The sequence below is a fragment of the Phytoamicus setariae genome (genome assembly GCF_016722925.1).
GTDB lineage: Bacteria > Pseudomonadota > Alphaproteobacteria > Rhizobiales > Rhizobiaceae > Rhizobium_E > Rhizobium_E setariae.
In genome coordinates this window covers 1-26,925 of record NZ_JAEQNC010000007.1, presented here as the reverse complement: position 1 = coordinate 26,925, position 26,925 = coordinate 1, and the positions used below count along the sequence as shown (strand labels likewise).

24 protein-coding genes are annotated in these 26,925 nt (G+C 59.4%); 11 read left to right on the top strand and 13 right to left on the bottom strand.

Features of this window, described 5'->3' with window-relative positions; genetic code table 11:
• Positions 1-6: 6 nt before the first annotated feature.
• Both JJB09_RS13765 and moaA read right to left on the bottom strand, forming a co-directional pair.
• Entirely contained in the window at positions 7-1,416 is a 1,410-nt protein-coding gene (locus JJB09_RS13765; protein ID WP_201659013.1) for a sensor domain-containing diguanylate cyclase, read from the bottom strand.
• 103 nt (positions 1,417-1,519) lie between these two features.
• Complete coding sequence (moaA, locus tag JJB09_RS13760) at positions 1,520-2,557, bottom strand: GTP 3',8-cyclase MoaA (RefSeq protein ID WP_201659010.1); 1,038 nt, start codon at positions 2,555-2,557, stop codon at positions 1,520-1,522.
• Positions 2,558-2,701: 144 nt separating this feature from the next.
• Here moaA and JJB09_RS13755 point away from each other — a divergent pair, with 144 nt between their 5' ends.
• Positions 2,702-3,076 (top strand): gamma-butyrobetaine hydroxylase family protein, encoded by a 375-nt coding sequence (locus JJB09_RS13755; protein ID WP_201659007.1) that lies wholly within the window; start codon positions 2,702-2,704, stop codon positions 3,074-3,076.
• 14 nt (positions 3,077-3,090) lie between these two features.
• Here JJB09_RS13755 and JJB09_RS13750 read toward each other — a convergent pair whose 3' ends face one another.
• The gene (locus JJB09_RS13750) at positions 3,091-3,558 is read right to left on the bottom strand and encodes a MarR family winged helix-turn-helix transcriptional regulator (protein ID WP_201659004.1); all 468 of its coding nucleotides are present in this window, start codon (positions 3,556-3,558) and stop codon (positions 3,091-3,093) included.
• A gap of 44 nt (positions 3,559-3,602) precedes the next feature.
• Here JJB09_RS13750 and JJB09_RS13745 point away from each other — a divergent pair, with 44 nt between their 5' ends.
• Positions 3,603-4,487 carry an alpha/beta hydrolase gene (locus JJB09_RS13745; protein WP_201659001.1) on the top strand — a complete coding sequence of 295 codons (885 nt, stop codon included), beginning with the start codon at positions 3,603-3,605 and terminating at the stop codon, positions 4,485-4,487.
• 17 nt (positions 4,488-4,504) lie between these two features.
• Here JJB09_RS13745 and JJB09_RS13740 read toward each other — a convergent pair whose 3' ends face one another.
• Positions 4,505-4,984 (bottom strand): carboxymuconolactone decarboxylase family protein, encoded by a 480-nt coding sequence (locus tag JJB09_RS13740; protein ID WP_201658998.1) that lies wholly within the window; start codon positions 4,982-4,984, stop codon positions 4,505-4,507.
• A 248-nt stretch (positions 4,985-5,232) separates the two neighbouring features.
• On the opposite strand from JJB09_RS13740, the gene JJB09_RS13735 reads away from it, so the two are divergent.
• The 3 genes from JJB09_RS13735 (at position 5,233) to JJB09_RS13725 (ending at position 7,199) form a co-directional block, all read left to right on the top strand.
• Positions 5,233-5,625, top strand: coding sequence for a hypothetical protein (locus tag JJB09_RS13735; protein ID WP_246748720.1), 393 nt, complete (start codon positions 5,233-5,235; stop codon positions 5,623-5,625).
• Complete coding sequence (locus JJB09_RS13730; protein WP_201658995.1) at positions 5,594-6,394, top strand: M15 family metallopeptidase; 801 nt, start codon at positions 5,594-5,596, stop codon at positions 6,392-6,394. Before JJB09_RS13735 ends, JJB09_RS13730 begins: the two co-directional genes overlap by 32 nt.
• Before the next feature lie 178 nt (positions 6,395-6,572).
• A complete protein-coding gene (locus tag JJB09_RS13725; protein WP_201658992.1) occupies positions 6,573-7,199 on the top strand; it encodes a nucleoside 2-deoxyribosyltransferase in 627 nt (208 codons plus the stop codon).
• Between the two features lie 110 nt (positions 7,200-7,309).
• Here the strand turns inward: JJB09_RS13725 and JJB09_RS13720 are convergent, their stop codons facing one another.
• The 4 genes from JJB09_RS13720 to JJB09_RS13705 form a co-directional block, all read right to left on the bottom strand.
• Positions 7,310-10,075, bottom strand: coding sequence for a beta strand repeat-containing protein (locus tag JJB09_RS13720; RefSeq protein ID WP_201658989.1), 2,766 nt, complete (start codon positions 10,073-10,075; stop codon positions 7,310-7,312).
• Positions 10,076-10,493: 418 nt separating this feature from the next.
• Positions 10,494-11,183: a L,D-transpeptidase gene (locus tag JJB09_RS13715; RefSeq protein ID WP_201658987.1), complete on the bottom strand. Its 690-nt coding sequence runs from the start codon at positions 11,181-11,183 to the stop codon at positions 10,494-10,496.
• Between the two features lie 309 nt (positions 11,184-11,492).
• A complete protein-coding gene (locus JJB09_RS13710; RefSeq protein WP_201658984.1) occupies positions 11,493-12,563 on the bottom strand; it encodes a GGDEF domain-containing protein in 1,071 nt (356 codons plus the stop codon).
• Positions 12,564-12,727: 164 nt separating this feature from the next.
• Positions 12,728-14,335 carry a fumarate hydratase gene (locus JJB09_RS13705; protein WP_201658980.1) on the bottom strand — a complete coding sequence of 536 codons (1,608 nt, stop codon included), beginning with the start codon at positions 14,333-14,335 and terminating at the stop codon, positions 12,728-12,730.
• 246 nt (positions 14,336-14,581) lie between these two features.
• Here JJB09_RS13705 and JJB09_RS13700 point away from each other — a divergent pair, with 246 nt between their 5' ends.
• Positions 14,582-14,809, top strand: a complete 228-nt coding sequence (locus JJB09_RS13700; protein ID WP_201658977.1) for a DUF4189 domain-containing protein — start codon at positions 14,582-14,584, stop codon at positions 14,807-14,809.
• A gap of 83 nt (positions 14,810-14,892) precedes the next feature.
• Here JJB09_RS13700 and JJB09_RS13695 read toward each other — a convergent pair whose 3' ends face one another.
• From JJB09_RS13695 to JJB09_RS13685, 3 genes are all read right to left on the bottom strand, one after another.
• Positions 14,893-16,659 (bottom strand): serine hydrolase domain-containing protein, encoded by a 1,767-nt coding sequence (locus tag JJB09_RS13695; RefSeq protein WP_246748719.1) that lies wholly within the window; start codon positions 16,657-16,659, stop codon positions 14,893-14,895.
• Positions 16,660-16,817: 158 nt separating this feature from the next.
• Positions 16,818-18,206 carry a class II fumarate hydratase gene (gene fumC / locus JJB09_RS13690; protein ID WP_201658974.1) on the bottom strand — a complete coding sequence of 463 codons (1,389 nt, stop codon included), beginning with the start codon at positions 18,204-18,206 and terminating at the stop codon, positions 16,818-16,820.
• Between the two features lie 130 nt (positions 18,207-18,336).
• Positions 18,337-19,395, bottom strand: a complete 1,059-nt coding sequence (locus JJB09_RS13685; RefSeq protein WP_201658971.1) for a hypothetical protein — start codon at positions 19,393-19,395, stop codon at positions 18,337-18,339.
• A gap of 350 nt (positions 19,396-19,745) precedes the next feature.
• Here JJB09_RS13685 and JJB09_RS13680 point away from each other — a divergent pair, with 350 nt between their 5' ends.
• The gene (locus JJB09_RS13680; RefSeq protein WP_343229028.1) at positions 19,746-20,099 is read left to right on the top strand and encodes an ArsR/SmtB family transcription factor; all 354 of its coding nucleotides are present in this window, start codon (positions 19,746-19,748) and stop codon (positions 20,097-20,099) included.
• A gap of 340 nt (positions 20,100-20,439) precedes the next feature.
• Complete coding sequence (locus tag JJB09_RS13675; protein WP_201658968.1) at positions 20,440-22,344, top strand: L,D-transpeptidase family protein; 1,905 nt, start codon at positions 20,440-20,442, stop codon at positions 22,342-22,344.
• A 50-nt stretch (positions 22,345-22,394) separates the two neighbouring features.
• On the opposite strand, the gene JJB09_RS13670 is transcribed toward JJB09_RS13675, so the two are convergent.
• A complete protein-coding gene (locus JJB09_RS13670; protein ID WP_201658965.1) occupies positions 22,395-22,835 on the bottom strand; it encodes a DUF488 domain-containing protein in 441 nt (146 codons plus the stop codon).
• Positions 22,836-23,088: 253 nt separating this feature from the next.
• Positions 23,089-23,772 (bottom strand): HAD family hydrolase, encoded by a 684-nt coding sequence (locus JJB09_RS13665; RefSeq protein WP_246748732.1) that lies wholly within the window; start codon positions 23,770-23,772, stop codon positions 23,089-23,091.
• Between the two features lie 232 nt (positions 23,773-24,004).
• Between JJB09_RS13665 and rpiA the strand changes: the two genes are divergently transcribed.
• From rpiA to gor, 3 genes are all read left to right on the top strand, one after another.
• Positions 24,005-24,697, top strand: coding sequence for a ribose-5-phosphate isomerase RpiA (gene rpiA / locus JJB09_RS13660; protein WP_201658960.1), 693 nt, complete (start codon positions 24,005-24,007; stop codon positions 24,695-24,697).
• A gap of 23 nt (positions 24,698-24,720) precedes the next feature.
• Entirely contained in the window at positions 24,721-25,236 is a 516-nt protein-coding gene (locus tag JJB09_RS13655) for a DUF2059 domain-containing protein (protein WP_201658957.1), read from the top strand.
• A gap of 131 nt (positions 25,237-25,367) precedes the next feature.
• The gene (gene gor, locus JJB09_RS13650) at positions 25,368-26,756 is read left to right on the top strand and encodes a glutathione-disulfide reductase (protein ID WP_201658954.1); all 1,389 of its coding nucleotides are present in this window, start codon (positions 25,368-25,370) and stop codon (positions 26,754-26,756) included.
• Positions 26,757-26,925: the final 169 nt, after the last annotated feature.

Here is a 26,925-nt window from a genome sequence, read left to right as displayed (position 1 = left end):
CCGCCCTCAGGCGGCCATATCTCCTTCGACTTCCAGTCGGTAGTCGGGAGCGAAACGCATCGTGTTCCTGCCTGATGCCTTGGCTTCGTAGAGCGCCCGGTCGGCGCGATTGAGAAGGTCGGCGCTGCTTGTCTGGCGGTCCTGCGTGCATGCGATGCCGATCGAACAGCCAATTTGGGCGGAGCCGGCGGCCAGTTCGAAAGGTTGGGCCATGGAGAGCAGGATGCGGGCGCCTATCAGTTGTACAAGCGAATGGTCGGCCTTTCCGGACAGGACGATGGCAAATTCGTCGCCGCCGATGCGCGCCACCAGATCGGAAGCGCGCAGGCAGGCCCTGAAACGTGCTGCAGCTTCAATCAGCAAGGCATCGCCACTTGCATGCCCCAAGGTGTCGTTGGTTTTCTTGAAGCCGTCGAGGTCGATATACATCACCACGACTCTGGGTTGGTCTGGCGACAGCCGGCCAATTGCCCTTTCGAGTTCCGAAAAGAACCGGGAGCGGTTCGGTAAGGCAGTCAGCGGGTCACAGGCTGCCTTGTTTTCTCGGTCGGAGATGATCTGCGCCGATGCGATCACATGACGCAACATGACTGCCGCGAGCAGCCCGAAGACAGTGAGAAGGACGAGAAGATAGGGCAGCGCGATCCGCAGGAGACCGTTACCCGGCGTTTGCGGATCCCAGGCAAAACGGGTTGATGCGCCTTCCGCCGAAACGGTTATGACAGCCAGAGCATTGCTAATGTCAGCGGGCGAGCCGACGTTGCGCAGGCCTCGGAGTTCGAAATCGCGCGCCAGCGTCTCAAGCATCGTCGCGCCGAACACACTCACATAGACAATCGCATATCCAGTGGCGGGCCTGTTGGCGTCGCTCCAGGAACGAACAGGCGCGATCGCCACGGCTGCGGCGGTGTCCGCATAGGGGATGACATTCTCATAGGCATGAGCGGCAGGGCCTGTCTTCCATGTCCGGTAGAGGGACGTAAATCCTGGCGCCAGCAGTTTAGCCGGATCCTCGACGCCGACTTTTGCTTCCGCTCCATCGATCTGGGTCAAATAGGAAAACACCGGCTGCCCGGATGGATCGAGAATAAAGGCCATATCGATGCCGAGGCTCTTATGCGCACCGGCGCCAATGTTCTCGATCATCCAGGCGCGATCCGGCTTATCGATGATGGCTTCGACGGCGTCGTCCCAGTAGCCGTAGTCGGAGGCGCTGACCGCCAATCGCTCGCTCTGGATGCGCAATGCGCGACTTGCCAGCCGCGCCTGTTGGGTGATGGCGACATTGGTCTGGTAATTCGCCACCCAAAATATGCCTGCGACGGCGCAAACGAGCAACCCGGCGACCAGTGCCGCCAACGGCAGGATCACTTTTCGCGTCAACGCCTGGCTAGTCTCGATTGACACACTTTCCATCGCGGTCCCCCACAAGATCCGAAGACCATAGCAGAGGAGTGTTCAGGAACTGCTTATTAAAGCAGTTAATGAAATGCTGGATTGTGCAGTCAATGCCGGCGCTTCAGCCGCCGGTCACACTCATATGACGCGCTACTGCCGGGCGGTTATGGGTGCGATCGATTATGAAGTCATGGCCCTTCGGCTTGCGGCGAATGGCTTCGTCGATAGCGGCGCTCAGGACCGTGTCATCATCGGTCTCACGCAGCACTGCGCGCAGATCGGCGGCATCTTCCTGGCCCAGGCACATGTAGAGCGTGCCCGTGCAGGTCAGCCGCACGCGATTGCAGCTCTCGCAAAAGTTATGCGTCATGGGTGTAATGAAGCCGAGCCTGCCGCCGGTTTCCGCCACCTCGACATAGCGGGCGGGGCCGCCGGTGCGATAGGGGATGTTCTCCAACGTGAACTGCTGTTCGAGCGACTGGCGCAGCTCGGACAGGGGGAGGTAACGGTCGGTCCGGTCTTCCTCGATCTCGCCCATTGGCATCGTCTCGATGACAGTCATATCCATGCCGCGGCCGTGAGCCCAGCGCATGATTTCGGGAATTTCCCGTTCGTTGAAATCCTTTAGGGCGACCGCATTGAGCTTGACATGAATGCCGGCCGCTTGGGCGGCATCGATGCCGGCGAGGACCTTGGACAGATCGCCCGTGCGGGTGATCTGCTTGAATTTCACCGGGTCGAGCGTATCAACCGAAACGTTGATGCGACGAACGCCGCACTCTGCAAGTTCGGCCGCGTAGCGCGAAAGCTGCGAGCCGTTGGTCGTCAGCGTCAACTCTTCCAGTCCGCCGGCACCCAGCTTGCCGCCGAGCGCGCGCACCAGATACATGATATTGTGACGCACAAGGGGTTCGCCGCCCGTCAGCCGGATCTTCTTCACGCCCTTGTCGATGAAGGCGGAACAGAGCCGTTCCATTTCCTCCAGCGACAGCAAGTCCTTCTTCGGCAGAAACACCATGTGTTCGGCCATGCAGTAGGTGCAGCGGAAATCGCACCGGTCGGTGACCGAGACGCGCAGATAACTCACCATGCGGCCGAACGGGTCGATCATGGGATCTGCATTTGCTTGCGGGCCCAGAGGGCCGGGATGGGCATTCATGTCGCGATTTCCTCCACGCGGCTCATCTTGTCGCCGCATGTGCCTCCGTCAATCCTATATAAGTATTCAATACAGTTTTTGAAGGCGAATCTGTCTTGCAGATGCGACACTGTGGGCCTATTCGAACGAAAAAAGGGATGGATCATGAGCGATTTCTGGCCGACGCAGATCAAGGTGACCAAGGACCGGCAACATCTGGACGTGACGTTCAACGATGGTGTTGCCTGTGAACTGTCGGCGGAGATGCTGCGGGTGCTGTCTCCGTCTGCGGAAGTGCAGGGGCACGGGCCGGGCCAGAAGCTGACCGTGCCGGGCAAACGAAACGTTGCCATCATTTCGGTGACGCCGACCGGCAATTATGCCATCCGCATCGGCTTTGACGATTCCCATGATACCGGCATCTTCACCTGGACCTATCTTCGTGAGCTCGGCGAGACGGGCGAGGCGCAGTTTGCCGACTACGAGCAGGCGCTTGCCGAAAAGGGCATGAGCCGCGACGTCAGCGAAAAGCCGCGCTGACACGGGCTTCCACATCACCCAGACGGGCTATCCTGCGCCAGCAGTATCCCGACGATCTTTTCCATATGCCCGGCCATTTCCAGGCAGCTGGACTCGTCGGTGCCGGCCATGACCGTGTCGATCAGCGCCGTCTGGATTGCCATCGCCTTTTCCGTGACGACCTTGCCGTCAGCCGTCAGGAACAGCCTGAGCACGCGCTTGTCCTTGCCATCGCCGCGACGTTCGACCAGGCCGCGCTTTTCCAGTTGCGGCAGCAGCATCGACATGTTGGAGCGCCCGACAAGCAGTTTATGCGCCAGTTCCTGCTGTGAGATTCCTTCGCGCCGGTAGAGATTGATCAGGATGTCGAGATGCGGCGGCTTGATTTCGAGATGCGCCATGTTGCGCGTCAACGTCAGTTGCATGAGCTGGCAGGCCCGTCCCACAGCGATCCACGTGCGAAAGCGGGGATGATCCCACGGCAGGACTTGATTTTTGTTCATTGTTGTACTTTATTGTTCATAATTGAACTAAACGGATTGTTGTCATGTCATCATATCTGGCCAAGCTCGCAGGGCAAGCGATCAATCTGACCGGTGTCGTCGCGCCGCGGGTTGCGGGGCGGATGGCGTTCGGGCTGTTTTCGGTCGCCCGCCCGCCGGTGCCGGCAAGCGCCAAGGCGCGCAAACTGCTCAGATCGTCCGAAACCCGGATGGGCCAGGCGCAAAAACTGATGCTCGGCGTGCCGCATGGCCATGTGGCCAGCCATCATTTCCCCCCGATCGGAACGCCAAGGGGCAAGCGCTACCTGATCGTGCACGGATGGGGTTCGCGGATCGACTACATGCAGGCGCTGGTGACCGGCCTGCGCGAGACCGGGGCTGAAATCGTCGGCCTCGATCTGCCCGGCCATGGCGGCTCGAGCGGGCGGACGATGACCGTGCCGATGGCGATCGACGCCATCGATGCGGCCTGGCGGCAATATGGCGGTTTCGATGCGATCATCGGCCATTCGTTCGGCGGCTTCGTCGCGGCGATGGTGGCGGGCGGCCCGGCAGACTGGGTGCGGCGGCATACGCCGGCCAAGCTGGTGCTGATTGCCGCGCCGGTCGCGGCACGGCATGTCTTCGACGGTTATGCCGGCATGATGGGGTTTTCCGGGCGGGTGCGGCGGGCGCTGGACGACCAGGCGCGAGCGACGATTGGCAAACCGGTCGAGTTCTTCGCCGCCGATACGATGCTGGCTGATATACCCGAGACGCCGGTGCTGGTGCTGCACGCCGAAGACGACAAGGAAGTGGGGGCGGGTGCCGCGCGGCGTTACGGCCGGGCCGGCGGGCATGTCAGGGTTCACTGGGCAAACGGCCTCGGACATCGGCGGATCGTCAATTCGCCGGAGGTGATCGACGCGATCAAGACGTTTCTCGGCTAGCAACCAAATGCGCAGGCCTACTTGCTGGTGCCCATCTCCCTGCTCATTTCCTTCTTGAAGGTTTCGAAGTCGACCTGCATGCCGTTCAGCACCGTGCTCCAGTGGCGGGTGATGGCTGCCATGGCCACGGCTTCCTGGATTTCCTGCTCTGTCGCGCCGGCCTTTTTGGCGCTCATCGTGTCGGCATAGATGCAATAGGTACAGGGAATCTGGGCGGAGACGGCAAGGCTGATCAGAGCCTTGGTCTTGGCATCCAGCGCGGTCTTGTCGCTGAATTGAAGGTCACGAAGTTCGGCCCAGGCCCCGGCGATGCCCGCGCGGGGAAAGGCTTTGGTGAAGGACGGCACGCCGCCGAACATCTGCTGCATCTCGCCATAGGCGGCATCAGCTGGGTCGTCGGGCGTGGGCGCATCGGCGGCAAGGGCTATAGTCGGAACGAGCGCTGAAGCCAGCAGTGCGGATGCGAAGGCGAATCGTCTGGAAAAGCGGGTTTTCATCTCGGATCCTCCCGGATTGTCGCCCTTACAATGTAAGGACTGAGGTAGTGAAATACCGGCGTGGCGGGAAATCAAGCACAAATTTTTAGGGAGATTGCCGGGCAAATCACGTTGTCGTGTTTTCGATGCGGGTCGTCGCCCACTTCAGGATTTGCGACGAATAATGCGGCTATCGCCCCCGTCATTGTTCTGGCAGTCTCGGTCAGCGCCGGGATGCCGAATCTGGCTGATATTGCAGGGAGAAATTTATGAAAATGAAAAACAATCTGGCGCTTGCGGCGATCGTGTCCATCCTTTTGGGATCGACCTCCGCCGCTTATGCCGATCAGCTGGTCGACCAGTACAACGCCTATATCGGCCAGGACGATCTCTACAATTCCAATGGCGAGCGGCTGACCCAGCCCTGGCAGATCATCCGGCAGGACAGGGCCAATTTCCACAAGTTCGGCATCAACCAGCGGGGCGACGAAGACGACGGGTTTTTCGATTCCGTCGACAACCGCGCTGCAGCCGAGCGGATGATCCGCGACGGCGCGATGACGCGGGCTGCCCGCGCGCTGCTGCTGGATGGAGACGTGATGATCAACGTGAAAATTTTCGAAGGGCCGGATGGTGACTATCTCACGATCACCGTGGATTAAGATCGCGGCAGCCGCATGGCTGCTGGCCGGCTGGCCGGCGGCGGCGCTGACGCTGGACGAGAAAATCGACATCCTGGTCAAAGCCTATCCCGAGACGATTGCGGCGGTTCGCGACGGCCATATCGTGCTGCGCACGGGGGCGGCGCCTGTCGTGATCGATGACGGCAAGGCGCGCGATCACTTCCAGCAACTGGAAAACGGCGATGTCGCCGACAGTGTCGACCAGCTCTATGAGGCCGGGCCTTGCCCGATCCGGCCGCAGCATAATGTCGATGCGGGGCGGATCCGTTCGGAAGCGCTGATGGCCGGCATGTATGGCGATAGCGCCGGCGCGGTGCGAAAGCAGCTGGTGCCGGTCACATGGTTCGGCGAGACGCTGAGGGTGACCGAGGTCAATGGCGTCAACCGGGCACTGGAAAAGGTGCGCGATGAGCTCGCCGCACAGCCGGAACTGACAAAATACCTGACGCCGTCGGCCGGGGTGTTCAACTGGCGCAGGGTGTCGGGCCAGACCAACCTGTCGGTGCACAGTTTTGGCGCGGCCATCGACCTCAACACGAAATTTGCCGACTACTGGGTGTGGTCCGGCGGCAAGCCGGGCAGGGTGCCTGATTACCGCAACAAATATCCGATGGACATTATTGAAATCTTCGAGCGGCACGGTTTTATCTGGGGTGGCCGCTGGTATCACTATGATACGATGCATTTCGAGTATCGACCGGAACTGATTGAAATTGGCAGGCAATCCGGCGTTGCGGCCTGCCGCTAAAGCATATGGCGATCTCCGGGATTGCCTTGCCATGCTTTAGCTGTTTGTTTTTACGCATGTCTTTATCCCGAAACCGGTGGCCACTTTCGGGAGACATGCTTGGCTTTTTGTTTCTACGCATGTCTTTATCCCGAAACCGGTACCCCCTTTCGGGAGACATGCTTTGGAGGGTGATGAGATGACTTTGAAGATTTATACCGCCGGCCCGGAAGTGTTCCTGGCCAATGCCCGCGAGGTCATGGCCGCCAAGACCGCGCTCTGCCGTAAATACGGCTTTGACGCCATCTGCCCCGGCGATCTCGATATCCCGCCGGCCGAGACGATGAAGGCATTCGGGCTGGCGATCAGCCGGGTCGACGAGGATATGATGGATTCTGCCGATGCCGTCATCGCCAACCTGACGCCGTTTCGCGGGCTGGCGGCCGATGTCGGCACCGCGTTCGAGCTCGGCTACATGTGCGCGCAGGGCAAGCTGGTGGCTGCCTATACCAATGTCACCGAGGATCATTACCAGAGAACGCTGGCCTATTACGGCGGCCAGATCAGCACCGATGCGGGAGGATACAAGCGCGGCCCGGACGGGCTGTCGCTCGAGGATTTCGACATGATCGACAACCTGATGCTGCATGGCGGCGTCGAGCGCCGGGGCGGGGCGGTGGTCGTCCACAAGGCGGCTGACGATGCTCTCTACACCGACCTGACCGGGTTCGAAGCCTGCCTGAAGGCGCTGGCCGAGCAGATCAGGCACCAGTCGCGCGACGAGGGCCGCCGCCCGGAAGATCTCGACGCTAGCAACGACGACTGAGGATCTTGAGGGGCTGCGTGGGATTGGGGCGGCCTTTTTCTTTTGTCGAATGCCCGAAACAAAAAAACCCGGCTGTGAGGCCGGGTTTCTGTTCTTGTATGTCGAATTCCTTAGATGGCGAACAGGAAGTCGTCAGCGAACGGGCCAGCTGCGTCGAATGACAGGCTGGTGACACCGTTGAGCTTGATCACCAAGTCACCTGCACCGATGGTGCCGCTGGAGTCGCTATCGACATACAGAGTGTTGTTTGCCGAGTTGAACACCGCGCGGATCATGTCGTCGCCGACATTAGCACCATCTGCGACTGCTGCCTGCACAGACAGGTCTCCAGAGACGTTACCCGCGAAGATGAAGTCCGCCAGGTCAACACCTGCAAGCTGGAGCTTGTCGGTGCCAGAAGCGAAGTCTGTGATGGTATCGAAGGCATTGAACGCACTGTCCGCTGCATTGAAGACAAACGTGTCTTTGCCTGCACCGCCGGTCAGAGCGTCCTGACCGAGCCCACCTTCGATGATGTCGTCACCTGCACCGCCATCGATGGAGTCGTTGCCAGCGCCGCCCTTGAGGACGTCATTGCCACCCAAACCAGAGATGGTGTCGTTGCCTGCACCGCCGTCAACGGTATCGATACCAGCGCCACCGGTGATGTTGTCGTTGCCGGCACCGGAATTAACAGTGTTAGCGCCGTCACCAGCCTTGATGGTGTCGTTGCCGGCGCCGCCGATGATGAGGTCATCACCCTTGCCGGTTGTGACGTTCAGCGAGACCTGCGGGTCGACGATTGCCGTGCCGACGACTGTTGTTGCAGTGTCACCGCCGTTGATGGTGATTGTAGACGTCGCCGGAGCAGTAAGCGGCGCAACAGCACCCAGGGTAACCGACACGGCCCCCTTAGTAATGCCCGAGGTGTCCACGCTTGTGACAGCGCCAGCTCCGAGGAGATTGAGATCGAGGCCAGCATCGCCCGAAGCGACGACTGTCTTGAGGTCGGCATCGATCACGTTAACGACGTTCTGGTACATACCAGATGCGACCGTTGCTGTGTCGTCGGATTTGAGGTTGAGCGTCTCGATGCCAGTGAGCGTCAAGGTGCTTGTAGAACCGGTGATGCCTTCGACAGACACGTTGATGGCATCAGACACACCAGCGGAATTGGCAAGACCAAAGGTAGCTGTTGCACCTGCAAGCAGATGAACCGTGCTGTTGGCACCGAGGCCGTTCAGCGCGCCGCTACCGCCTGCCGCGAGTGTAATGTCGCCGAACGTACCGAGCTTCGATACGTCGAGAGCACCATTCAGTGCATTAGACAGCTTCAGGTTCTCGAAGCCCGTGACCTGGGTGGTGAAGGTTGCTGAACCCGCAGCGCCATCAGCAACGGTATCCGTCAGAACCAGCGTATCCGTGCCAGCACCGCCCTTGACCGAACCGCCAATACCGAGCGCAGCCGTCAGAGTGACGGTATCGTCACCAGCGCCCATATCGTTGGCCTTGTTGGTCGCGCCGAGTACAATGCTGTCCTTGCCGGCGCCGCCGGTGAAGACTACGTCGTCGCCGAGTGCGCCAGTGGTCACACCGCCTGTGTTGGCAGAAGCGTCAATTGCAGTAACGGTTGTAGCGATGGTTCCGGCAACAGCGATGCTGCCCGCACCAGCGAACGTCAGCGTGGTAGCAGCAGTTGCGTCCGTCACAACGATCGTCGATTCATCACCAGCGGTGAAGGATACGCTGGTTGCAGCCGCAGCGTCCACATTGAGCGTGAGTTTACCTGCGCCGGTCACGGAAACCGAGGTTGCCAGATCAGCTTCGATGCCGAGATACTGACCGCTCTTGTCGACCGATGCCGTAACAGATGTCGCAGTATTAGCATCGATGTCAACGACCTTGCTGCCAGTGATCGTCGCTGTAAGAGCCTGCTTTGTATCGGTCCAGACAGAAACGTTGTTGTCGCCCGAGGCAGCAATGTTCAACGTCTTCAGCGCTTCGCTTTCGATGTCGGCGTAGTCTTCGAGTTTGTTGAGGGTAACCGAGGCTAGTGCCTGCGTTGCGCCATTATCCGAAATTTCTACTTCGTCGCCGCCAGTAACCGTGATCGACGTCACATTGCCACCGGTCGTCAGGTTGACATCGTTGCCCCAGCCAGCATCGCGTGTGTTGACGCTTACTGTGTCCAGTCCAACCCAGCCGCTAACATCGGCGCTGACATCGCCGCCACCAACGGTTACGGAAAGGTCTTCGACATTAGACACATTTGCGAGATCCGAATTCAGTGTGATGCCGTTCGTTGTCTGATCCGTCACCACAATGCTGTCACGACCATTGCCGCCATCGATGGTGTCGAGTGCAGAAATACCGAACCCATCAGACTTGATGGTGTCATTACCAACGGAGCCATTCACGGTGTCAATGCTAGAAGTAAGCACAAATTGCGTTACCGGAATCAGGTCGTCTGCGTCCACGATTCCGTCGGAGAATTTGACCATTTCGACATTCTTGATGACCGTGGTCTGGCCGCCGAGAACGATCTTGTAGCCGCCGGAAACTGCGGTGATGACGGCGTCGGCAAAGTTGCCCTTGACCTTGACGATGTCGTCGCCAGCGCCGCCGTCAACCGTGTCGTTGCCGGAGGTGGCGTCGATCGTGTCGTCGCCAGCGCCGCCGAGCAGACGGTCGTTCCCGGTGCCGCCGATCAGGTTATCGTCGCCATCGCCGCCGCGCAGGACGTCATTGCCGGCACCGCCATTGAGCGTGTCGTTACCCGCACCGCCGGTGATGACATCATCGCCACCCTTGCCGTTGATGACGTCATTCTTGTTGCTACCGTTCAGGATATCATCACCTGCGGTCGGCTTGTTGCCTTTAAGCGCCTTCTTGGCCATGCCAATAAATCTCCATTGTAGCCGTCACGGAGTGCTTCCGTGCGGGTTACTTCCCGTTCAACCGAAAGGAATCCCCTTTTCGAGTCCCGATATGTGTACGCAACTAATGATCGCACGGTCAACTAACTACAATTTCAATAAAGAAATACGAGTTTAAAACGTTCCGGCATTTGTGTTGTACTTTAGTAAATTGGAAATTACTGGGTAAATGCCTGACATAAATGGATATTATTGCATCTAGACTTGTGGAATACATCGGGGCCGACGGCGTCTTTGGTCCCGCCGGGCGGGGTGGCGCGGCGGTGTCCGGGGCGCCCGGACGCGCCTGGGCCGCCGGTTGCATCGCTGCTGAACCCGGCGGCCTGTGGTGGCAATGACGACTATGAGATGGGTGAATCCGGGCGGCGGGAAAGCCGGACTAGCGCCGGACGATCACCCGCGTTCCGATGCTGACATGGGCATAGAGATATTCGACATCCTCGTTGGCCATGCGGATGCAGCCCGAGGACATTGCCCGGCCGATGGAGGCGGGCTGGTTGGTGCCGTGGATTCTGTACTGGGTGTTGCCGAGATACATCGCTCGTGCGCCCAGCGGGTTGTCGATGCCGCCTTCCATGCGCTCGGGCAGGATGTGGCCCTTCTTCGCCTCGCGGATGCGCATTTCCTCCGGCGGGTTCCAGGCGGGCCATTCGGCCTTGGCGGTGACGACTTCGCTGCCGGTCCAGCCAAAACCTTCGCGGCCGACCGAGACGCCATAGACCATCGCCATGCCTTTCTGGATGACATGATAGAGCCGGCGGTCGGAATGATCGATGACGATGGTGCCGACGGCGATCGTCTCGTCATAGGGGATCAGCTTGCGGGAGATCGGCGAGGCATTGACGTCGGTCTTTACCTTCTTGCGCTTCTTCGGCGCCGGCGCGCCGTCATCGGAGAGGATCTGCATCCAGCCGAGCTTGTTGTTTTGCGTCTGAAGCGAGACGAGTTCGACGCTGGCCGATGTCGGCTGCTTCTTGCCGAGGAAGCCGGCGCTGGCTGGGGTCGAGGCGACGATGGCGGAAAATGTTGCGGCTAGCGTTGCGGCAAGAATGGCGATGCTGCTGGTCATGCTCATGCCCTCCCTTGGGTGGGAGAGGGGCCGTTGGTGCCCCGGCCTCGCCTCGTCCCGATGTCGATGGGAGGGTTTTAGAGGAGGGTGGCGCATTCGGCTGTTCCTTGTGGAACGGGGCGGGCGGGGGCGCTTGTCACTGGTGAGCGACAGGGTGGGGGTGTTGCGGGCGGATGTGCGTCGGCGTTGCCCCTCATCCGCCCTATCGTCCCATCCCGCTGGCGGAGAAAGGGAACTGGCGAGCAGCCTCCGGATTCCCTCTCCCGGCTTGCCGGCAGAGGGTCAGGGTGAGGGGCAAGCGGGAAACGACTACTTCTTGTAGAGCAGCCAGCTCTTGGAGAGTTCCTTCTTCATCCCGTCCTCATAGGTGACGGAACGATTGCGGCCGTTGCTCTTGGCGCAATAGAGGGCGACGTCGGATTTCTGGTAGAGATCCTGCGGGCTGTCGCCCTCGGATGCCAGACACAGGCCGAGCGACAGCGTCACGGGGCCGTAGTTGACGCCGGTCTTGGAATTGCGGAAGGGCGTGGCTTCCAGCGAGCGGCGGACGCGTTCGGCGACGATCATCGCGTCTTCGGAAGAGGATCCTTCGAGGATGACGGCGAATTCCTCGCCGCCGGTGCGGGCGACGAACACGTCCTTGCGCAGGTTCGACTTGATGACATTGGCGACAGTCGCCAGGATCTTGTCGCCGACCGGATGGCCGAACGTGTCATTGATCTTCTTGAAATTGTCGATGTCGGCAATGATCAGCGTCGTGGTCGTGCGGCCGAGCGGGCTGTCGTAGATCGCCGCCAGCCGGTCGTCGAAGGCGCGGCGGTTGTGCAGCCGGGTCAGCGAATCGGTGTTGGCGATCTTCTTGTATTCGTCGAGCTCCTTGCGGATGTCTTCCATCTCGCGCGACTTGGCCTCGACGCCATCCATGGTGACCTTGCCGCGCTCCATCTTCGAGCCGGTGGCATCAGACAGCAGCGAGATCGCATTGTGCAAGAGGTCGGCGCTGGAGGCGCTCTTCGACGTGATGCGGGAATAGGTTTCGCCGAGCAGCTTGTTGTAGCTTTCGAGCGAGGAGTGCTCCTGGCGCAGCAGGGTGACGAGGCTTTCGAGTTCGCCGACGATCCGCGAGTGAGCGCCGTCGACCATGTTGACCTGATGCTGGCTGAAATATTGCGCGCCAATGGCGTCCAGCTCGTCCTGGGTGGCGCGCGAGCCGAGCGCGGCCAGTTCCCGGGTCAGCTTGGGGTTGGAGCCGATATAGGCTTCATAGAAAAGCTCGTAATTGCGCGGGATCGGCGAAATGCCCATCTGCCGCATCGCATAAGTCACCTGCGCTGCAATATCCGGCACCTGCACCTTAGGTTGCGGCTGCGCCACACTCATACGAAAACTCCTGAACCGCTTTGTCCCGATTTCGTTTCTAGACCCGAAGTGTTGGGAAACGGTTAAGATCAGGTTTCGGAGATTGCTGTAGTTTTAGCATTTTTAAAGAAAATTCCCGGCGAATTGCTTCGCCGGGGTGGTTTCGTCTTCGCAAAAGCCGGTATTTATTCGAGGTTGAGTTCTTTGAAGAAATCATTGCCCTTGTCGTCGATGACGATGAAGGCCGGAAAATCCTCGACCTCGATCTTCCAGATCGCCTCCATGCCGAGCTCCGGATATTCCACCACTTCGACATGCCGGATACAGTCCTTGGCAAGGCGCGCCGCCGGGCCGCCGATCGAGCCGAGATAGAAGCCGTGATGGGTGCCGCAGGCCTCGCGCACCTGGCGCGAGCGATTGCCCTTGGCCAGCATCACCATCGAGCCGCCGAACGACTGGAACTGGTCGACGTAGGAATCCATCCGGCCGGCGGTGGTCGGGCCGAAGGAGCCCGAGGCATAGCCTTCCGGGGTCTTGGCCGGGCCGGCATAGTAGATCGGGTGGTTCTTGAAATAGTCCGGCATGCCTTCGCCGGCTTCGAGCCGCGCGCGGATCTTGGCATGCGCCAGATCGCGGGCGACAATGATCGGGCCTGAGAGCGACAGCCGCGTCTTGATCGGGTACTTGCTGAGCTCGGCGAGGATCTCGGCCATCGGCCGGTTGAGGTCGATCCTGACCACGTCGTCGTTGAGGTGCTTGTCCTCGATTTCAGGCAGATACTTTGACGGATCGGTTTCGAGCGCCTCGAGGAAGATGCCGTCGCGGGTGATCTTGCCCTTGGCCTGGCGGTCGGCGGAACAGGAGACGCCGAGCCCGATCGGCAGCGAAGCGCCATGCCGGGGCAGGCGGATGACGCGCACGTCGTGACAGAAGTACTTGCCGCCGAACTGAGCACCGACGCCAAGGTTCTGGGTGAGTTTGTGGATTTCCTGCTCCATCTCCAGATCGCGGAACGCGTGGCCGGTTTCCGAGCCCTCGGTCGGCAATTCGTCGAGATAGTGGGTGGAGGCGAGCTTGACCGTCTTCAGGTTCATCTCGGCCGAGGTGCCGCCGATGACGATGGCCAGGTGATAGGGCGGACAGGCCGCGGTGCCGAGCGACAGGATCTTGTCTTTGAGGAAGTCCATCATTCGCTCGCGCGTCAGCAGCGACGGCGTGCCCTGGTAGAGATAGGTCTTGTTGGCCGAGCCGCCGCCCTTGGCGACGAACAGGAAGTCGTAGTCGTCGGTGCCTTCCTCGTAGATGTCGATCTGGGCGGGCAGGTTGTTCTTGGTGTTCTTTTCCTCGAACATCGAGATCGGCGCGAGCTGTGAATAGCGCAGGTTCTTCTTGAGGTAGGCGTCCATGACGCCCTTGGCGAGCGCATCGTAGTCGCCGCCCTCGGTCCAGACCCGGCGGCCCTTCTTGCCCATGACAATGGCCGTGCCGGTATCCTGGCACATCGGCAGCACGCCGCCGGCGGCGATGTTGGCGTTCTTCAGCAGATCATATGCGACGAAACGGTCATTGGCCGTGGCTTCGGGATCGTCGAGGATGGATGCGAGCTGCTTGAGGTGGTCGGCGCGCAAGAGGTGGTTGATGTCGGCAAAGGCGGTCTCGGCGAGCAGGCGCATGCCTTCCGGCTCGACGGTCAGGATTTCCTGGCCCTTGAATGTGTCGACGGAAACGTGCTCCGAGGTGAGTTTGCGATAGGACGTCTTGTCCTCGCCAAGCGGAAAGAGATCACCGGCCATAAGCCAACCTTTCGAAAGGGTATTGCACTGGCGGTGGTTTAAGAGGCCGGGCGGGCAATTGCAATGATTCCAAAGTGGGCTGGCCGGCGATTGAAACGATATAGTTTGCCGGCGGATCGATTCAATCGATTTGAAGTTCGGGCATATCTATTGGGCTGCGGCACCATCCTGAAAATGACCCGAAGCGGTACTTTTGCATCAGGCTTGGACAGAGTAGAAAGGCCCGATATTCAAGGGGAACATCGAATGCGTATGCGATTCTTTCTGGGCTGCGTGGCCGCATTGGTGATCGGTTCTGCGCCTTCCGGCCCGGCATTCGCTTGGGGCTGCACCGCTGTCGCCAGCGACGGCGCCTATGGCTACAGTAACGACTGGCCAAGCGAACAGGATGCCGAACTGACGGCGTTGAAACAATGCGACAAGTACACGACCTCCGACGATTGCCAGACCGAGTCGTGCGATCCGAACGGGTAGACCTAAGGGACTGACGACGCTGGATGAGCAGCGGGCGGATTGCTCTCCCCGCTGGCGGGGAGAGCGTGCACGAGGAGCAATCGTTAGTCGCAGAGGTCCTTCAGCCTGCCCGCCACCGCGGTCATGTTGCCGAGCTCGCCCGCGCCGGCATCGCCGTCCCAGTTCTTGGCGAGGCGGAAGACTGTCACGTCCTTCGGCAGCAGCAGCACATAGTTTTCCCCCCAGCCGTCCATAATCGGGAAACTGAACGTGCAGCCGCTTGCGGCCTTGTAGGACGAACGCCAGAAAGCCTTATAATATTCGGGTTTTTCCGGATTGCCGGTCGCCAATCCCACGGCCTGTTTGGCGGGCATGAGGTCAGCAAGCCTCTGCGCATTGAAGATCTGCCTGCCTTGGAACTTGCCGCCGTTCTGGTAGAGCCGGGCGATCTTGATCAGGTCGCCGATGGTTGGATAGAAGCCGTAGGCCATCAGCGGCTGGTCCTGCTTCGGATCGGCCTCGATCGTCTTGTTGATCGGCGCATAGGAGATGCCGATCGGCTGGTAGACTTCCCGCTTGAGGAAATCCCAGACATTGGCTGCGGGACCTTCCTTCGACTGCAGATAGCGTGTCATGGCGACCCCGAGCAGGAACATGTCCTCGTCGCGATAGCGCGCCACCTTGCCCGGACCCCACGGGTAGGGTTTGGCCCCCTTCAGCAAGGCGTCGATCTTGTCCTTGGTGGTGCGTGCTTCGTACCAGGCGTAGTAGGCCTTGCCCAATGGGTCGGAGATTGCTGCGGGTGTTGCCTTGTCCGAGCCATTGCCCATGCCGGTGGCCATGTTGAGCGCATCGCCGAAGGTCACGTCTTTCCAGCCGGGCGCATCCCTGGCTTCGGTGATGTAATCGACGAGCCTGGTGTCGAAGATTTCAGGGCCATATTTTTCGGCGATCGCCAGCATGGCGGCGGTATTGCCGGCAGATTTGGTCACCGACCAGACACCGAATCGCTGGCGGTCGCAAAAGGGCAGTTCGCCTACTGGCGTCGGACAGGACTTGAGGTAGAAACTGTCGTCGATGGAAAGTCCATCAAGCACGATTTCGGCCGGGCGGATCTTGCTGTCGAAACCGGCGAGCTTGTCCTTGCCGAATTTCTTCTCCAGCTCAGACCACGGCAGGATTTTCTCGGCTACGGCTTGCGACGTCTCGTAGGTGGCTTTGATCGAAGCTTCCTCGAGCAGTTTGCCGGGCTTGTATGCGGCCTCCAACGCACCCGAGGCGGTAAAATAATCCTCGACATAAAACGGCGATGTCTGGGTGAGGATCTGGTAGCGGATCCTCGAGACCTGCGTGCCCTTGTAAAGGAAAGTTGCGACGCCATTGTGCGTCTCGCCTTCGATCGAGTTCATCAGCGAGAAAGGAAAGGAGGCGCGCGACCAGCCATCGTCGGTGGCTTCAGACCAGACCTTGCCGGGCTGGACGATGATGTCCCAGAAGCTGCGGCCGCCGCCCAAGCTGCCGTTGCGGATGATGTCCTGGGTTTGCGGTACCAGGTTGTCGCCAATGCTGACGAATGAAAGGGCGACACCCGGAAACAGCTGCGGGTCCTTGCCCAGCACCTGGTCGCTCTTGAACTCCACCGGAATGGTGAACATCGGTGCTTCGCCGATCCCCAGCGTGCCCGAGAACGCCTCATGTGCGACCTGCGCGTCAGCCGGCGGCAAGAACGCACTGTTGTCGATCAGCGCGTGCGCCCGCACCGGCTCGGCGATATCGGCCATGCGCAGCAGCGTTCGCCCGGCTGCATCGGCGCCTTGAGCGGCGAGAATAGAGCAGCAGATCGAAAGGGCGAGGGTGGTTCGTCGCAGCATGCAGTCCTCCATCGTATTTGTTCCCGACCCCTGCTTGAGAGGCTGACGGATCATTGGTTGCGACGGAGGCGCATGCTGCACATAATCGGAGGCGCGCTATACGTAATCGGAAACAGTTGCCGATTGCTGGGCCTGCACAGCGATGGCCGTTGTCCTTTCTATCGCGGCCCGATCATCAGTTCGGGACGCACAACCTCGTCATACTGGGCCTCGGTCACCAGCCCGCTGGCGAGCGCCTCGTGCTTTAGCGTCGTGCCGTTCTTGTGGGCGGTCTTGGCGATCTTGGCGGCGTTGTCATAACCGATGATCGGCGCTAGCGCGGTCACCAGCATCAGGGAGCGGTCGAGCCCGGCCTTAATATTGTCGGTGCGGGCTTCGATGCCGACGACGCAATTGTCGGTAAACGAGCGGGCGGCATCGCCGAGCAACTGCACCGACTGGAGGAAATTGTAGGCCATCATCGGATTGTAGACGTTCAGTTCGAAATGGCCCTGGCTGCCGGCGAAGGTGATGGCGGCGTTGTTGCCGAAAATGTGCGCGCAAACCTGGGTCAGCGCCTCGGATTGGGTGGGGTTGACCTTGCCCGGCATGATCGATGAGCCGGGCTCGTTTTCCGGCAGTGCCAGCTCGCCGAGGCCCGCGCGCGGCCCGGAGCCCAAAAAGCGGATGTCGTTGGCAATCTTGAACAGGGCGGCTGCGGCGGCATTGATCGCGCCATGGGCGAACACCATCGCGTCATGCGCTGCCAGCGCCTCGAACTTGTTGGGGGCGGTGACGAAGGGCAGGTGGGTGATGTCGGCAATTTCGTGGGCGACCTTCTTGGCAAAGCCGACAGGCGCATTCAAACCCGTGCCGACGGCGGTGCCGCCTTGTGCGAGTTCGTAGAGGCCTGGCAGCGTCAGTTCGATCCGCTTGATGGCGGATGCGACCTGCGCCGAATAGCCCGAAAATTCCTGGCCGAGCGTCAGCGGCGTGGCATCCTGCGTGTGCGTCCGGCCGATCTTGATGATGGCGGCAAAGGCGTGAACCTTTTCCTCAAGTGCCGTATGCAGGTGCCTGAGGGCCGGAATCAGATGGTGCACGATCTGTTCGGCGCAGGCGATATGCATGGCCGTCGGATAGGTATCATTGGACGATTGGCTCATATTGACGTGATCGTTCGGATGAACCGGCTTCTTCGAGCCCTTGACGCCGCCCAGCATCTCGATCGCCCGGTTGGAGATCACCTCGTTGGCATTCATGTTGGACTGCGTGCCGGAACCCGTCTGCCAGACCACCAGCGGAAAATGCTCGTTGAGCTTGCCGTCGATGACCTCCTGCGCCGACTGAATGATTGCATGGCCGACCGTATCATCCAACTGGCCAAGTGCGATGTTGGCGCGTGCTGCCGCCTGTTTGACGATGCCGAGCGCCCGGACGACGGACAGCGGTTGCCGTTCCCAGCCGATCTTGAAGTTTGCCAGCGACCGTTCGGCCTGCGCGCCCCAGTATCTGGTGTCATCGACCTCGATGGGGCCAAAGGTGTCGGTTTCGGTGCGCGTGGTCATGTCGGTCGTCTCCGCTAGAGGACACAAGATTTTTCCTGAGAACTCTAGGCGTCATTTGCACCATTGAAAACCTCCCGCGGAAACAAACGTGACTATAATAGTCATATTTGTTTTGCGGTGACTATTCGCGTCAGCGACAGGCTGGCAGGATAGCCGGCTCACGGTTGGAGTAGACGCCTCCGTTGAAGATGGAATTCATGTAGAGCGTGTCATTCTTCAGCTCCATGGCAAGCAGCGTGGAATAGTTTTCCCCTTCGCTCGTGCAAAGTCCTAGCCCGACAGCGGCATTGCCGAGGGTGTTCACGCGCTCGACACGGCAGGTATATTCCTGTCCCTCGACGTGAACAAAGGTTTCGTCCTTGTTCATGCTGAACTTGACCGGGGCATAGGCGCATGGAGATTCCTGGTCCTTGCTGGGGGAGCCAAAGCCCTTCCTGTATGACGCGAGCGTACGAAAGTAATCGCGGACACGGTCGTTCATCGAGGATGTTGTGTTGTAGTTCCAGCTCTTGAGGCGAGACTCGACGGCCTCGCGGAAATTGCCGAACATTTTCTGCTGACCGCAATCCTCCGCACTGCATTCCAGGTAGGTTTTCTCCATCGCCGCGTCGATCGCCTTGAACGGAACGCGCGATGCAATGCTGCTATACAGACCCACCTTTGCCGCTGTCCCCAGCAAACCTGCGCAGAGACCCGCTGAGGTGCCGTTGTAGCATTCGTTCTCGTATTTGGTGATCTGGCTGATCAGATAGGTCTCGTATGGGGGGTCGGCGGTTACATCGTCGATGCTGACGCCCCGTATTTTCATGATCTTCCGCGCAGCCAGTGACATTGCATAGGAGTCGAACGCGTAGAGGAAACGTTGGTCGACAGAATCGATCTCGACTGTGCCATCATTATCCAGGTCGCGAATGGACAGGGCCGAGCCGTCGAAATCGCCGACATCCACCGGTACCAGCTTTACGTCGTCGAATGTAAGCGCCCTGGCCATCGTGCAGCAATGCGCACCCATGGAGTAATTGGTGACTATGAAGGTCGGCGTGCCAGGGTCGAATTCATATCCGGCAAGCGTGCCGTCGGGAGCACCGAACTCCACGTCCATTGTGAGAGAGACCGGCTCGATCTGTTCGGACGATGCCGTCAGCGTCAGGGCTTTGAGATTGCCTTCGGGCGTCTTCGTGGCTTCCAACGCCACTTCCCAGCCGCGCCCCGTACTATCATATATGCTATAGGATGCCGGCAGTTCGTTCATCTTCCAGGTGATCGGTGTTCCAAGCCCTAAAAAGGAGGGCTCGGCCTGCGCGTTCTCAGCATTTGCGTTGGCAGCAAGGGCAAGCAATATGAATGATGTGAATAAAAGGCGCCCGAACATCGTTTTCCTCCGGAATGTCGTTGGACTGGAGACGATTCAACGTATGAAATCAAATCTGCTACGAAGCCAAATTTTATTTTCGAACAGGGTGCAATGTGGCATTTTAGCCACTATATGAATTCTTAGGCGTGATTCAATGAAGCTTCATTTGAATTTCCGGCGAGATCATGAACACAGGAACTATGGAAAAGGCACCCGCACTCAGCAAATTGACCGCGCTCTCTCACGAGGGCCGGCTAGATGTGTTTCGGTTGCTGGTAGGCGCTGGCGGGGCTGGGCTGAATGCAGGCGAGATCGCCTGTGCTCTCGAACTCAAGCCCAACACGTTGTCGGCCCATCTGACCGTGCTTTCATGCGCCAATCTGATCACCTCGCAGCGCGAAGGTCGCAACATCCGCTACTTCGTCGAGATGAGTGCCATGCGTGGTTTGCTTGGCTATCTTATGCAGGATTGCTGCGGCGGCAGCCCGGACATTTGCAAGCCGGCGATCGATGCATTGAGGGATCATCGCTGTCCGTGAGGGCGAATCTGGCCGGTTGAAGAACAGAACGCAGGTCGCCCTACAAGGCGCGCGCACGTGCCATTTTGGTCACATGGGGCGGGAATTGGCTTGGCTCGTGATGGAAATCACTTTCCGACAATATTGCTGCCGCAAAGTAAGATTTAAATAAAAATTAACGTTATCAGTGTGTTGTTTTTACGGAGCAGGCACATGATGCCAGATTCTGGTCACAAGTTTGTGACCCTCTGAATGAACCGGCCGCCTTATCCGTTTTCTTTTCAAGCGACAGGCAATCAGCTAGTGTTGCTGCAACTAATGATCTGGGTGAGGGCGGTCAGCCGCTGGGAATGATAGACAAATGAAAATTTTCAGGAATGCGGCTCTTGCCGCGCTGACGATGTCCTGTGCGATTACTTTCGGAGCGCCTGCTGCCCACTCGGCCACGCTGCTGGATTTCTTGCGTGGAAACAAGGTCAGCAAGCAGAAAGACACCTTCGCGGGATCGCTTGACGACGATGTCGGCGCGTTTCCGGACCCCGCCAGGCCATCCAAGCCGCTGCCGCGCGTCTCCAGCCCGAAATACTTCACCTACAAGGCAGATGGGCTGAAGTGGATCGACGTTTCGAGATTCTCGCCGCGGCTTCAGACGGCTGCTGCCGATCCCCAGCAAACCGGCTCCATCGAGACGGTCAGCACCACGCCGCATGTGGATATCACCGGCAATCCGCGCGCCTATATGATGGATGTGCGAGCCAAGGCGCCGACGGAAGTCGCCGCAGCGATCGAGAAGTTTTACGCATCGCGGGAAGGCCTGCTTTGGGTCGATGCCGATGGTGTGTCCGAAAAAGCCCGCCAGGCGCTGGACGCTCTGCGCACTGCCGACGCTGTTGGCCTGGACCCTGCCGATTATGCCGTAGAGGATCCGACAGACACTTTTGCTGCTGTCGATGCAGTCACTCGTCAGCGCCAACTGATGCAGTTCGAGGTCGAGTTGACGGCGGCATTGTTGACTTATGTGCAGGATGCACAACGCGGCCGGATCGACCCGAACCGGATATCCGAGTATCACGATTTCAAGCGAAAGGCCGTCAATCTCCCCGGCGCCCTGCTCAATATCGCTGCGACGACGGACATCAAGTCGTATCTGGAGAGCCGCAGCCCTTCCAACAAGGAATTCGAGACGCTCAGGCGCGAATTGGCGGCGCTTAAGGCTTCTGAGGGTACTGCCGATACGCGCATTGAGATCGCGCCGGGCACGCTTCTCAAGCCAGGCGAGTCAAATGCTGAATTGGCTAACATCATTGCTGCCGTGAGGCAGCGCGGCTCGGACACGTTGAAGCTCGACCATTCGGTGACGCTGGCTTCCTATCAGGGTGAGCCGGACTACACGCCCGAGTTGGTGGATGTGGTCAAAGCGTTCCAGGCGGAAAATGGTCTGAAGGGCGACGGTATCGTCGGCAAGGGCACGATCCGCATCCTGACGGGTGGGGACACGGGTGCCTCGCGCATCAACAAGATCGTCATCGCGATGGAGCAGATGCGTTGGCTACCGAACAATCTCGGCCCACGCTATATCTTCATCAACCAGCCTGCATTTACGGCCTACTACCACAACAACGACCACGAAGAATTCAACATGAAGGTCGTGGTCGGCTCCAAGGCCAACCAGACTTATTTCTTCCAGGATGATATCGAACTGGTGGAATACAACCCCTACTGGGGCGTGCCGCGTTCGATCATCGTCAATGAAATGCTGCCGAAGCTCCGCGCAGACCCGAGCTATCTCGACCGCCTCGGCTATGAGACATCGATCAGTGGGCAGCAAGTTTCGTCTACTTCGATCGACTGGGACCAGACGGATTCGGTCGATGTGCGCCAGCCGCCGGGCAATGGCAATGCGCTTGGTCAGCTGAAGATCATGTTCCCCAATACGCATGCGATCTACATGCACGACACGCCTCAGAAAAAATTCTTCCAGCGCGACATGCGCGCGCTCAGCCATGGTTGCGTGCGTCTTGTCGATCCGAAGAAGATGGCTGCGGCCGTGATGAATATGTCTGTTGAGGACATCGATGCGCAGATTGCCACCGGCCAGAACCGGCAGGTCAAGGTGCCGCAGAGGTTTCCAGTCTACGTGGCCTATTTCACCGCCTATCCGAACAAGGACGGCGTGGTCGAATATTTCGATGATGTCTACGACCGCGACATGTACATGAACCGGGCGCTGGATGCGACCAAGAAGGCGCGCCACGGTACCAGCTAAGGCGCTATTGAAGTTCAGATGAGGAAGGGGCGGCCACAGGGCCACCTTTTTCATAGGTGCGTGACGTCGAGCACTTTGCCCCAGCGGTCGTTGAGGTAGTCGAGGATCATGCGCCGGTGGCAATGATGCGGCTTGTCCTCGGAGCAGAGCAGGCAGGAATCAGCGAAATAGTCCGGCTTCAGCTTTTCCTCGATCTTGCGCTCGGCCATCAGCCGTTGGAACTGGGATTCATTGTCTTGCCAGTTCGCTTTCGGCGCCCGGAATGCCTTGAGCATATCCTCCTCGGGTGCGAGCAGCGATTGGTGGGCGTAACCGATCCCCGCAATGCGATCGAGGAAATAGGCAAGATCGGTTGCCTTGGCAAAGCCGGCCAATTGCGATGTGTTGTGCAGTCGCACGTCAATTACCAACCTGGAGCCCGACGCAAGCAGACGATCGAAGAAGTGCTCGGCGGTGGTGTTGGTGAAGCCTATCGTGTGGACCGTGTACATCGGACTATCCGGAGGTGTTGGTTTGGCGGGCTTGCAGGGCTTTTCTGATATCCGCGACGGCTTCCATGCCCGTCAGGCCAGCAATTCGCTGAAACGGCGCAGAGGCAGTGGAACGCCTATGGGTTGAGATGGTCTCGGCAGACGTCATGGCAGCTCGGTTACAGGGCTCTACGTATAGTAGCACCTGCCCAGGGCACTTCAAGGCCGGGCAGCGCCCGGCCGGCCTTTGGGGCTGGGCCCCATGTCGGCGCATTCAGCCGTTGCCGGCGGCGTGCGTAGCCAGCAGTGTTTGCAGCAGATCGGGGTTCAGTTCGTCGAAATGCTGGATGACGTGAGTCGGTTTCAGCGTTTCGACGGCCACATCGGAGTAGCCGAAGGGAACCGCGATGGAAGGAATGCCGGCATTGGCCGCGACCTTGATGTCGTTGAGGCTGTCGCCGATCATGACCGTGCGCGCGGGTGCGCCGCCGGCCAGCTTGACCGTGCCGAAAAGGTGTTCGGCGTCGGGCTTGCGGACGGCAAAAGTGTCACCGCCGGTAATTGCTGCAAATCGATCCGTCAGCCCGAGACCCGCGATGAGCGGGCGTGCGAGGCTCTCCATCTTGTTGGTGCAAACGGCAAGCATCACACCAGCCGCCTGCAGGCGGTCAAGCGCGTCGATGAGGCCCGGATAGGGTTGGCTTTTGCCGGGCATAGCGCCCTTGTAGTGGTCGATGAAGCGTTCGAGCATCGGCTCGAAATCGCCATTGGAAAGCGGCGCCTTGCGTAGCGCAAAGGCCCGCTCGATCATCGCCTTGGCGCCGTGGCCGACAAGGTGGGTAAGGTCCGCATAGGTAACCGGCTCCAGGTCGCGCGCCGCAATCGTGAAGTTAAGGCTGTCGACGAGATCGGGGGCCGTATCGATCAGTGTTCCATCGAGGTCGAATACGGCAAGCATGGGCGGCACGGCGGACTCCATTGGAAAGCTTCGTTGCGAATGCGGTTAAGTCAATGGTGCGGAAAATGCAAATATTCGTTGGTTGATCAGCCTCTTTTGCAGGCTCAATCAAGTCACGTTGGCCGATCCTCAAAATTTCGGCGTACCCGATTGCTAAAATAACCGATAGTTCTTTCACTCCCTGGCAAGCTCGTGTAAAAGCCCGTTCCACGATCAATGGAGACCCTGGCGGATGGACGCCCGGCAAATGAAAATCATAGCCGCCGCCGAGGCGCTCAAGCATGTCGAAAACGGCATGAGGTTGGGAATCGGCACGGGATCCACTGCAGAGGAGTTTGTCCGGCTGCTGGCCGAGAAGGTCGCTGAGGGCCTTGAGGTGAGAGGTGTTCCAACGTCCGAGCGGACCGCGCGTCTATGTGTGGAACTCGGAGTGCCGCTGAACTCGCTCGACGAGCTTCCGGAACTCGACCTGACAATCGATGGAGCCGATGAAGTCGATGGTTCGCTACGCCTGATCAAGGGTGGCGGCGGCGCATTGCTGCGCGAAAAAATCGTTGCCGCAGCCTCCCGAAAGATGATCGTGATTGCCGATGAATCGAAGGTGGTCGAGACGCTGGGCGCGTTCCCGCTGCCCATCGAGGTCAATGCTTTCGGTCTGAGCGCGACGCGTATCGCCATCGAAAAGCTGGCTGCAAGCCTCGGTCTGGCCGGGGCAATCGAACAGCGCAAGTCCGGCGAAGGCTACTTCAAGACAGACGGTGGACATTACATTCTCGATGCTTCTTTTGGCCGCATTTCTGATGCAGAGGCACTTGCAACGAGTTTGAACGCTATTCCGGGCGTTGTGGAACACGGGCTTTTTATCAACCTGGCTTCGCTTGCCATCATCGCCGGTCCTGCCGAAGCGCGGATACTGGCACCATAATTTGACGAGGAGATGAGTTTCCCATGATGAAGAACAAACGTTTCGGCGGGATTGCCTTCGGGGCACTTGTGGCTGCTGGCCTGTTCGCAGGCAATGCGCTTGCTGCCGACGAAGTTACGGATGCACAGATCAAGGCGGCGCGCGCAGCAATGGATGCAATCCGCGTGACCACGCCTTTCGACGGGATCCTGCCGACAATTGCCTCGCAGCTGAAGTCGACGCTGATCCAGGGCTCTCCGAACTATGAAGCGCTCATCGTCGAAACCGTCGACCAGAAAGCCATCGAGCTTGCACCGCGCCGCGCCGACCTCGAGCGCGAAGCCGCGATCATTTACGCCAAGGCATTCACCGCCGACGAGTTGAATGCTATTGCCGCCTTCTACAGCTCGCCTGCAGGCCAGAAGCTCCTCAAGGATGGTCCGCTGGCGATTCGGGAACTCAGCAAGGCCGGCGATGTCTGGGCCGCTGGCATCACGCGCGATCTGACGAAGGCGGCGGATGAAGAGCTCGAAAAGAAGATTGCTGCTCAGAAGAAGTGAGCATAGCGACGCATTTTGCGTCGGTTGCAATAAAGATGATAAGCCCGTTTGAGTTCAAACGGGCTTTTCTTTTTTGTCCGCAGTCGCCATATGAGGTCCGGGAGGACGCTCGCAGACAGCAGAGGTAAAGCATGCCGGGTTTTGATTATGATCTCTTCGTCATCGGTGGCGGTTCGGGCGGCGTTCGTGCCGCGCGCGTGGCCGCTTCCATGGGTAAGAAAGTGGCTATCGCCGAGGAATTCCGGTTTGGTGGCACTTGTGTCATCCGAGGCTGCGTTCCCAAGAAGCTTCTGGTTTATGCGTCCCAATATCGCGAGCATTTCGAGGACGCTGCCGGCTACGGCTGGCAGGTCGGCGAAAGCACCTTCAGCTGGGAAAAGCTGATTGCTGCCAAGGATGTCGAAATCGCCCGCCTTGAAGGTCTTTACCGCAAGGGATTGACCAATGCCGGCGCCGAACAGTTCGAAACGCGGGCCGAGCTCGTTGATGCCCATACCGTGCTGCTCAAATCAACTGGCAGGACTGTGACCGCCGAGCGGATCGTCGTCGCGGTCGGCGGCGCTCCATCCGTGCATGGGGCCCTGCCGGGGTATGAACACACGATCAGTTCCAACGAGGCCTTGCACCTCAAGCAATTGCCGAAATCGATCGTCATCGAAGGCGGCGGCTATATCGCCGTGGAATTCGCCAATATCTTCCATGGCATGGGCGTGGCGACGACGCTGGTCTACCGCGGCAAGGAAATCCTCTCCCGTTTCGACGGCGATATCCGCCGCGGCTTGCACAAGGCGATGGTCGAGAAGGGCATCACGATCCTGTGCGAGGACGTGCTGCAGAAGGTTGAGAAGCGGCCGGACGGCTCGCTCGCCGTATCGACGAAAGCGGGCAAGGTGCTCGAAGCCTCCGAGGTCATGCTGGCGCTCGGCCGTTCGCCCAATACCAAGGGCCTGGGGCTGGATGCCGCAGGCGTTGCCGTCGATCCGCGCGGCGCGATCCTGGTCGACAACTATTCGCGCACCAACGTGCCGTCCATCTTCGCACTTGGCGATGTCACCGATCGGGTACAGCTGACGCCGGTGGCGATCCACGAGGCCATGTGCTTCATCGAGACGGAATACAAGAACAACCCGACCTCGCCGGATCTCGATCTGATCGCGACGGCGGTTTTCTCGCAGCCGGAAATAGGCACCGTCGGCATGAGCGAGGAACAGGCGGCGAAGGCGTTTGCCGAACTCGAGGTCTATCGCGCCGAGTTCCGGCCGATGAAGGCCACGCTCTCCGGACGAGCGGAGAAAATGATCATGAAGCTGATCGTCAATGCCGCCGACCGCAAGGTTGTCGGGGCGCATATCCTCGGCCACGATGCCGGCGAGATGGCCCAACTTCTCGGCATCACGCTGAAGGCCGGTTGTACCAAGGACGATTTTGATCGCACGATGGCGGTCCATCCAACCGCGGCGGAAGAACTGGTGACGATGTACTCTCCCAGCTATCGCGTGAAGAACGGCGAGCGGATCTGAATACCGTCGTGCAATTCGATGAATGCCGGGCACCCGCCCGGCATTTGTTATGAAGTAAGTAAACCTCCACCTACGGTGGAGGACTGGACGTGTTCTACATCGTAGTTGAGAGACCTCCGTGCTTGGACCGCTATTTTATGCGCGACACAGAACGGAGGTTCTATGGACG

Coding starts and splice junctions, on each gene's coding strand:
- JJB09_RS13765 (WP_201659013.1), bottom strand. CDS start 1,416: ATGGAAAGTGTGTCAATCGAGACTAGCCAGGCGTTGACGCGAAAAGTG.
- moaA (WP_201659010.1), bottom strand. CDS start 2,557: ATGAATGCCCATCCCGGCCCTCTGGGCCCGCAAGCAAATGCAGATCCC.
- JJB09_RS13755 (WP_201659007.1), top strand. CDS start 2,702: ATGAGCGATTTCTGGCCGACGCAGATCAAGGTGACCAAGGACCGGCAA.
- JJB09_RS13750 (WP_201659004.1), bottom strand. CDS start 3,558: ATGAACAAAAATCAAGTCCTGCCGTGGGATCATCCCCGCTTTCGCACG.
- JJB09_RS13745 (WP_201659001.1), top strand. CDS start 3,603: ATGTCATCATATCTGGCCAAGCTCGCAGGGCAAGCGATCAATCTGACC.
- JJB09_RS13740 (WP_201658998.1), bottom strand. CDS start 4,984: ATGAAAACCCGCTTTTCCAGACGATTCGCCTTCGCATCCGCACTGCTG.
- JJB09_RS13735 (WP_246748720.1), top strand. CDS start 5,233: ATGAAAATGAAAAACAATCTGGCGCTTGCGGCGATCGTGTCCATCCTT.
- JJB09_RS13730 (WP_201658995.1), top strand. CDS start 5,594: ATGGTGACTATCTCACGATCACCGTGGATTAAGATCGCGGCAGCCGCA.
- JJB09_RS13725 (WP_201658992.1), top strand. CDS start 6,573: ATGACTTTGAAGATTTATACCGCCGGCCCGGAAGTGTTCCTGGCCAAT.
- JJB09_RS13720 (WP_201658989.1), bottom strand. CDS start 10,075: ATGGCCAAGAAGGCGCTTAAAGGCAACAAGCCGACCGCAGGTGATGAT.
- JJB09_RS13715 (WP_201658987.1), bottom strand. CDS start 11,183: ATGACCAGCAGCATCGCCATTCTTGCCGCAACGCTAGCCGCAACATTT.
- JJB09_RS13710 (WP_201658984.1), bottom strand. CDS start 12,563: ATGAGTGTGGCGCAGCCGCAACCTAAGGTGCAGGTGCCGGATATTGCA.
- JJB09_RS13705 (WP_201658980.1), bottom strand. CDS start 14,335: ATGGCCGGTGATCTCTTTCCGCTTGGCGAGGACAAGACGTCCTATCGC.
- JJB09_RS13700 (WP_201658977.1), top strand. CDS start 14,582: ATGCGTATGCGATTCTTTCTGGGCTGCGTGGCCGCATTGGTGATCGGT.
- JJB09_RS13695 (WP_246748719.1), bottom strand. CDS start 16,659: ATGCTGCGACGAACCACCCTCGCCCTTTCGATCTGCTGCTCTATTCTC.
- fumC (WP_201658974.1), bottom strand. CDS start 18,206: ATGACCACGCGCACCGAAACCGACACCTTTGGCCCCATCGAGGTCGAT.
- JJB09_RS13680 (WP_343229028.1), top strand. CDS start 19,746: ATGAACACAGGAACTATGGAAAAGGCACCCGCACTCAGCAAATTGACC.
- JJB09_RS13675 (WP_201658968.1), top strand. CDS start 20,440: ATGAAAATTTTCAGGAATGCGGCTCTTGCCGCGCTGACGATGTCCTGT.
- JJB09_RS13670 (WP_201658965.1), bottom strand. CDS start 22,835: ATGTACACGGTCCACACGATAGGCTTCACCAACACCACCGCCGAGCAC.
- JJB09_RS13665 (WP_246748732.1), bottom strand. CDS start 23,772: ATGCTTGCCGTATTCGACCTCGATGGAACACTGATCGATACGGCCCCC.
- rpiA (WP_201658960.1), top strand. CDS start 24,005: ATGGACGCCCGGCAAATGAAAATCATAGCCGCCGCCGAGGCGCTCAAG.
- JJB09_RS13655 (WP_201658957.1), top strand. CDS start 24,721: ATGATGAAGAACAAACGTTTCGGCGGGATTGCCTTCGGGGCACTTGTG.
- gor (WP_201658954.1), top strand. CDS start 25,368: ATGCCGGGTTTTGATTATGATCTCTTCGTCATCGGTGGCGGTTCGGGC.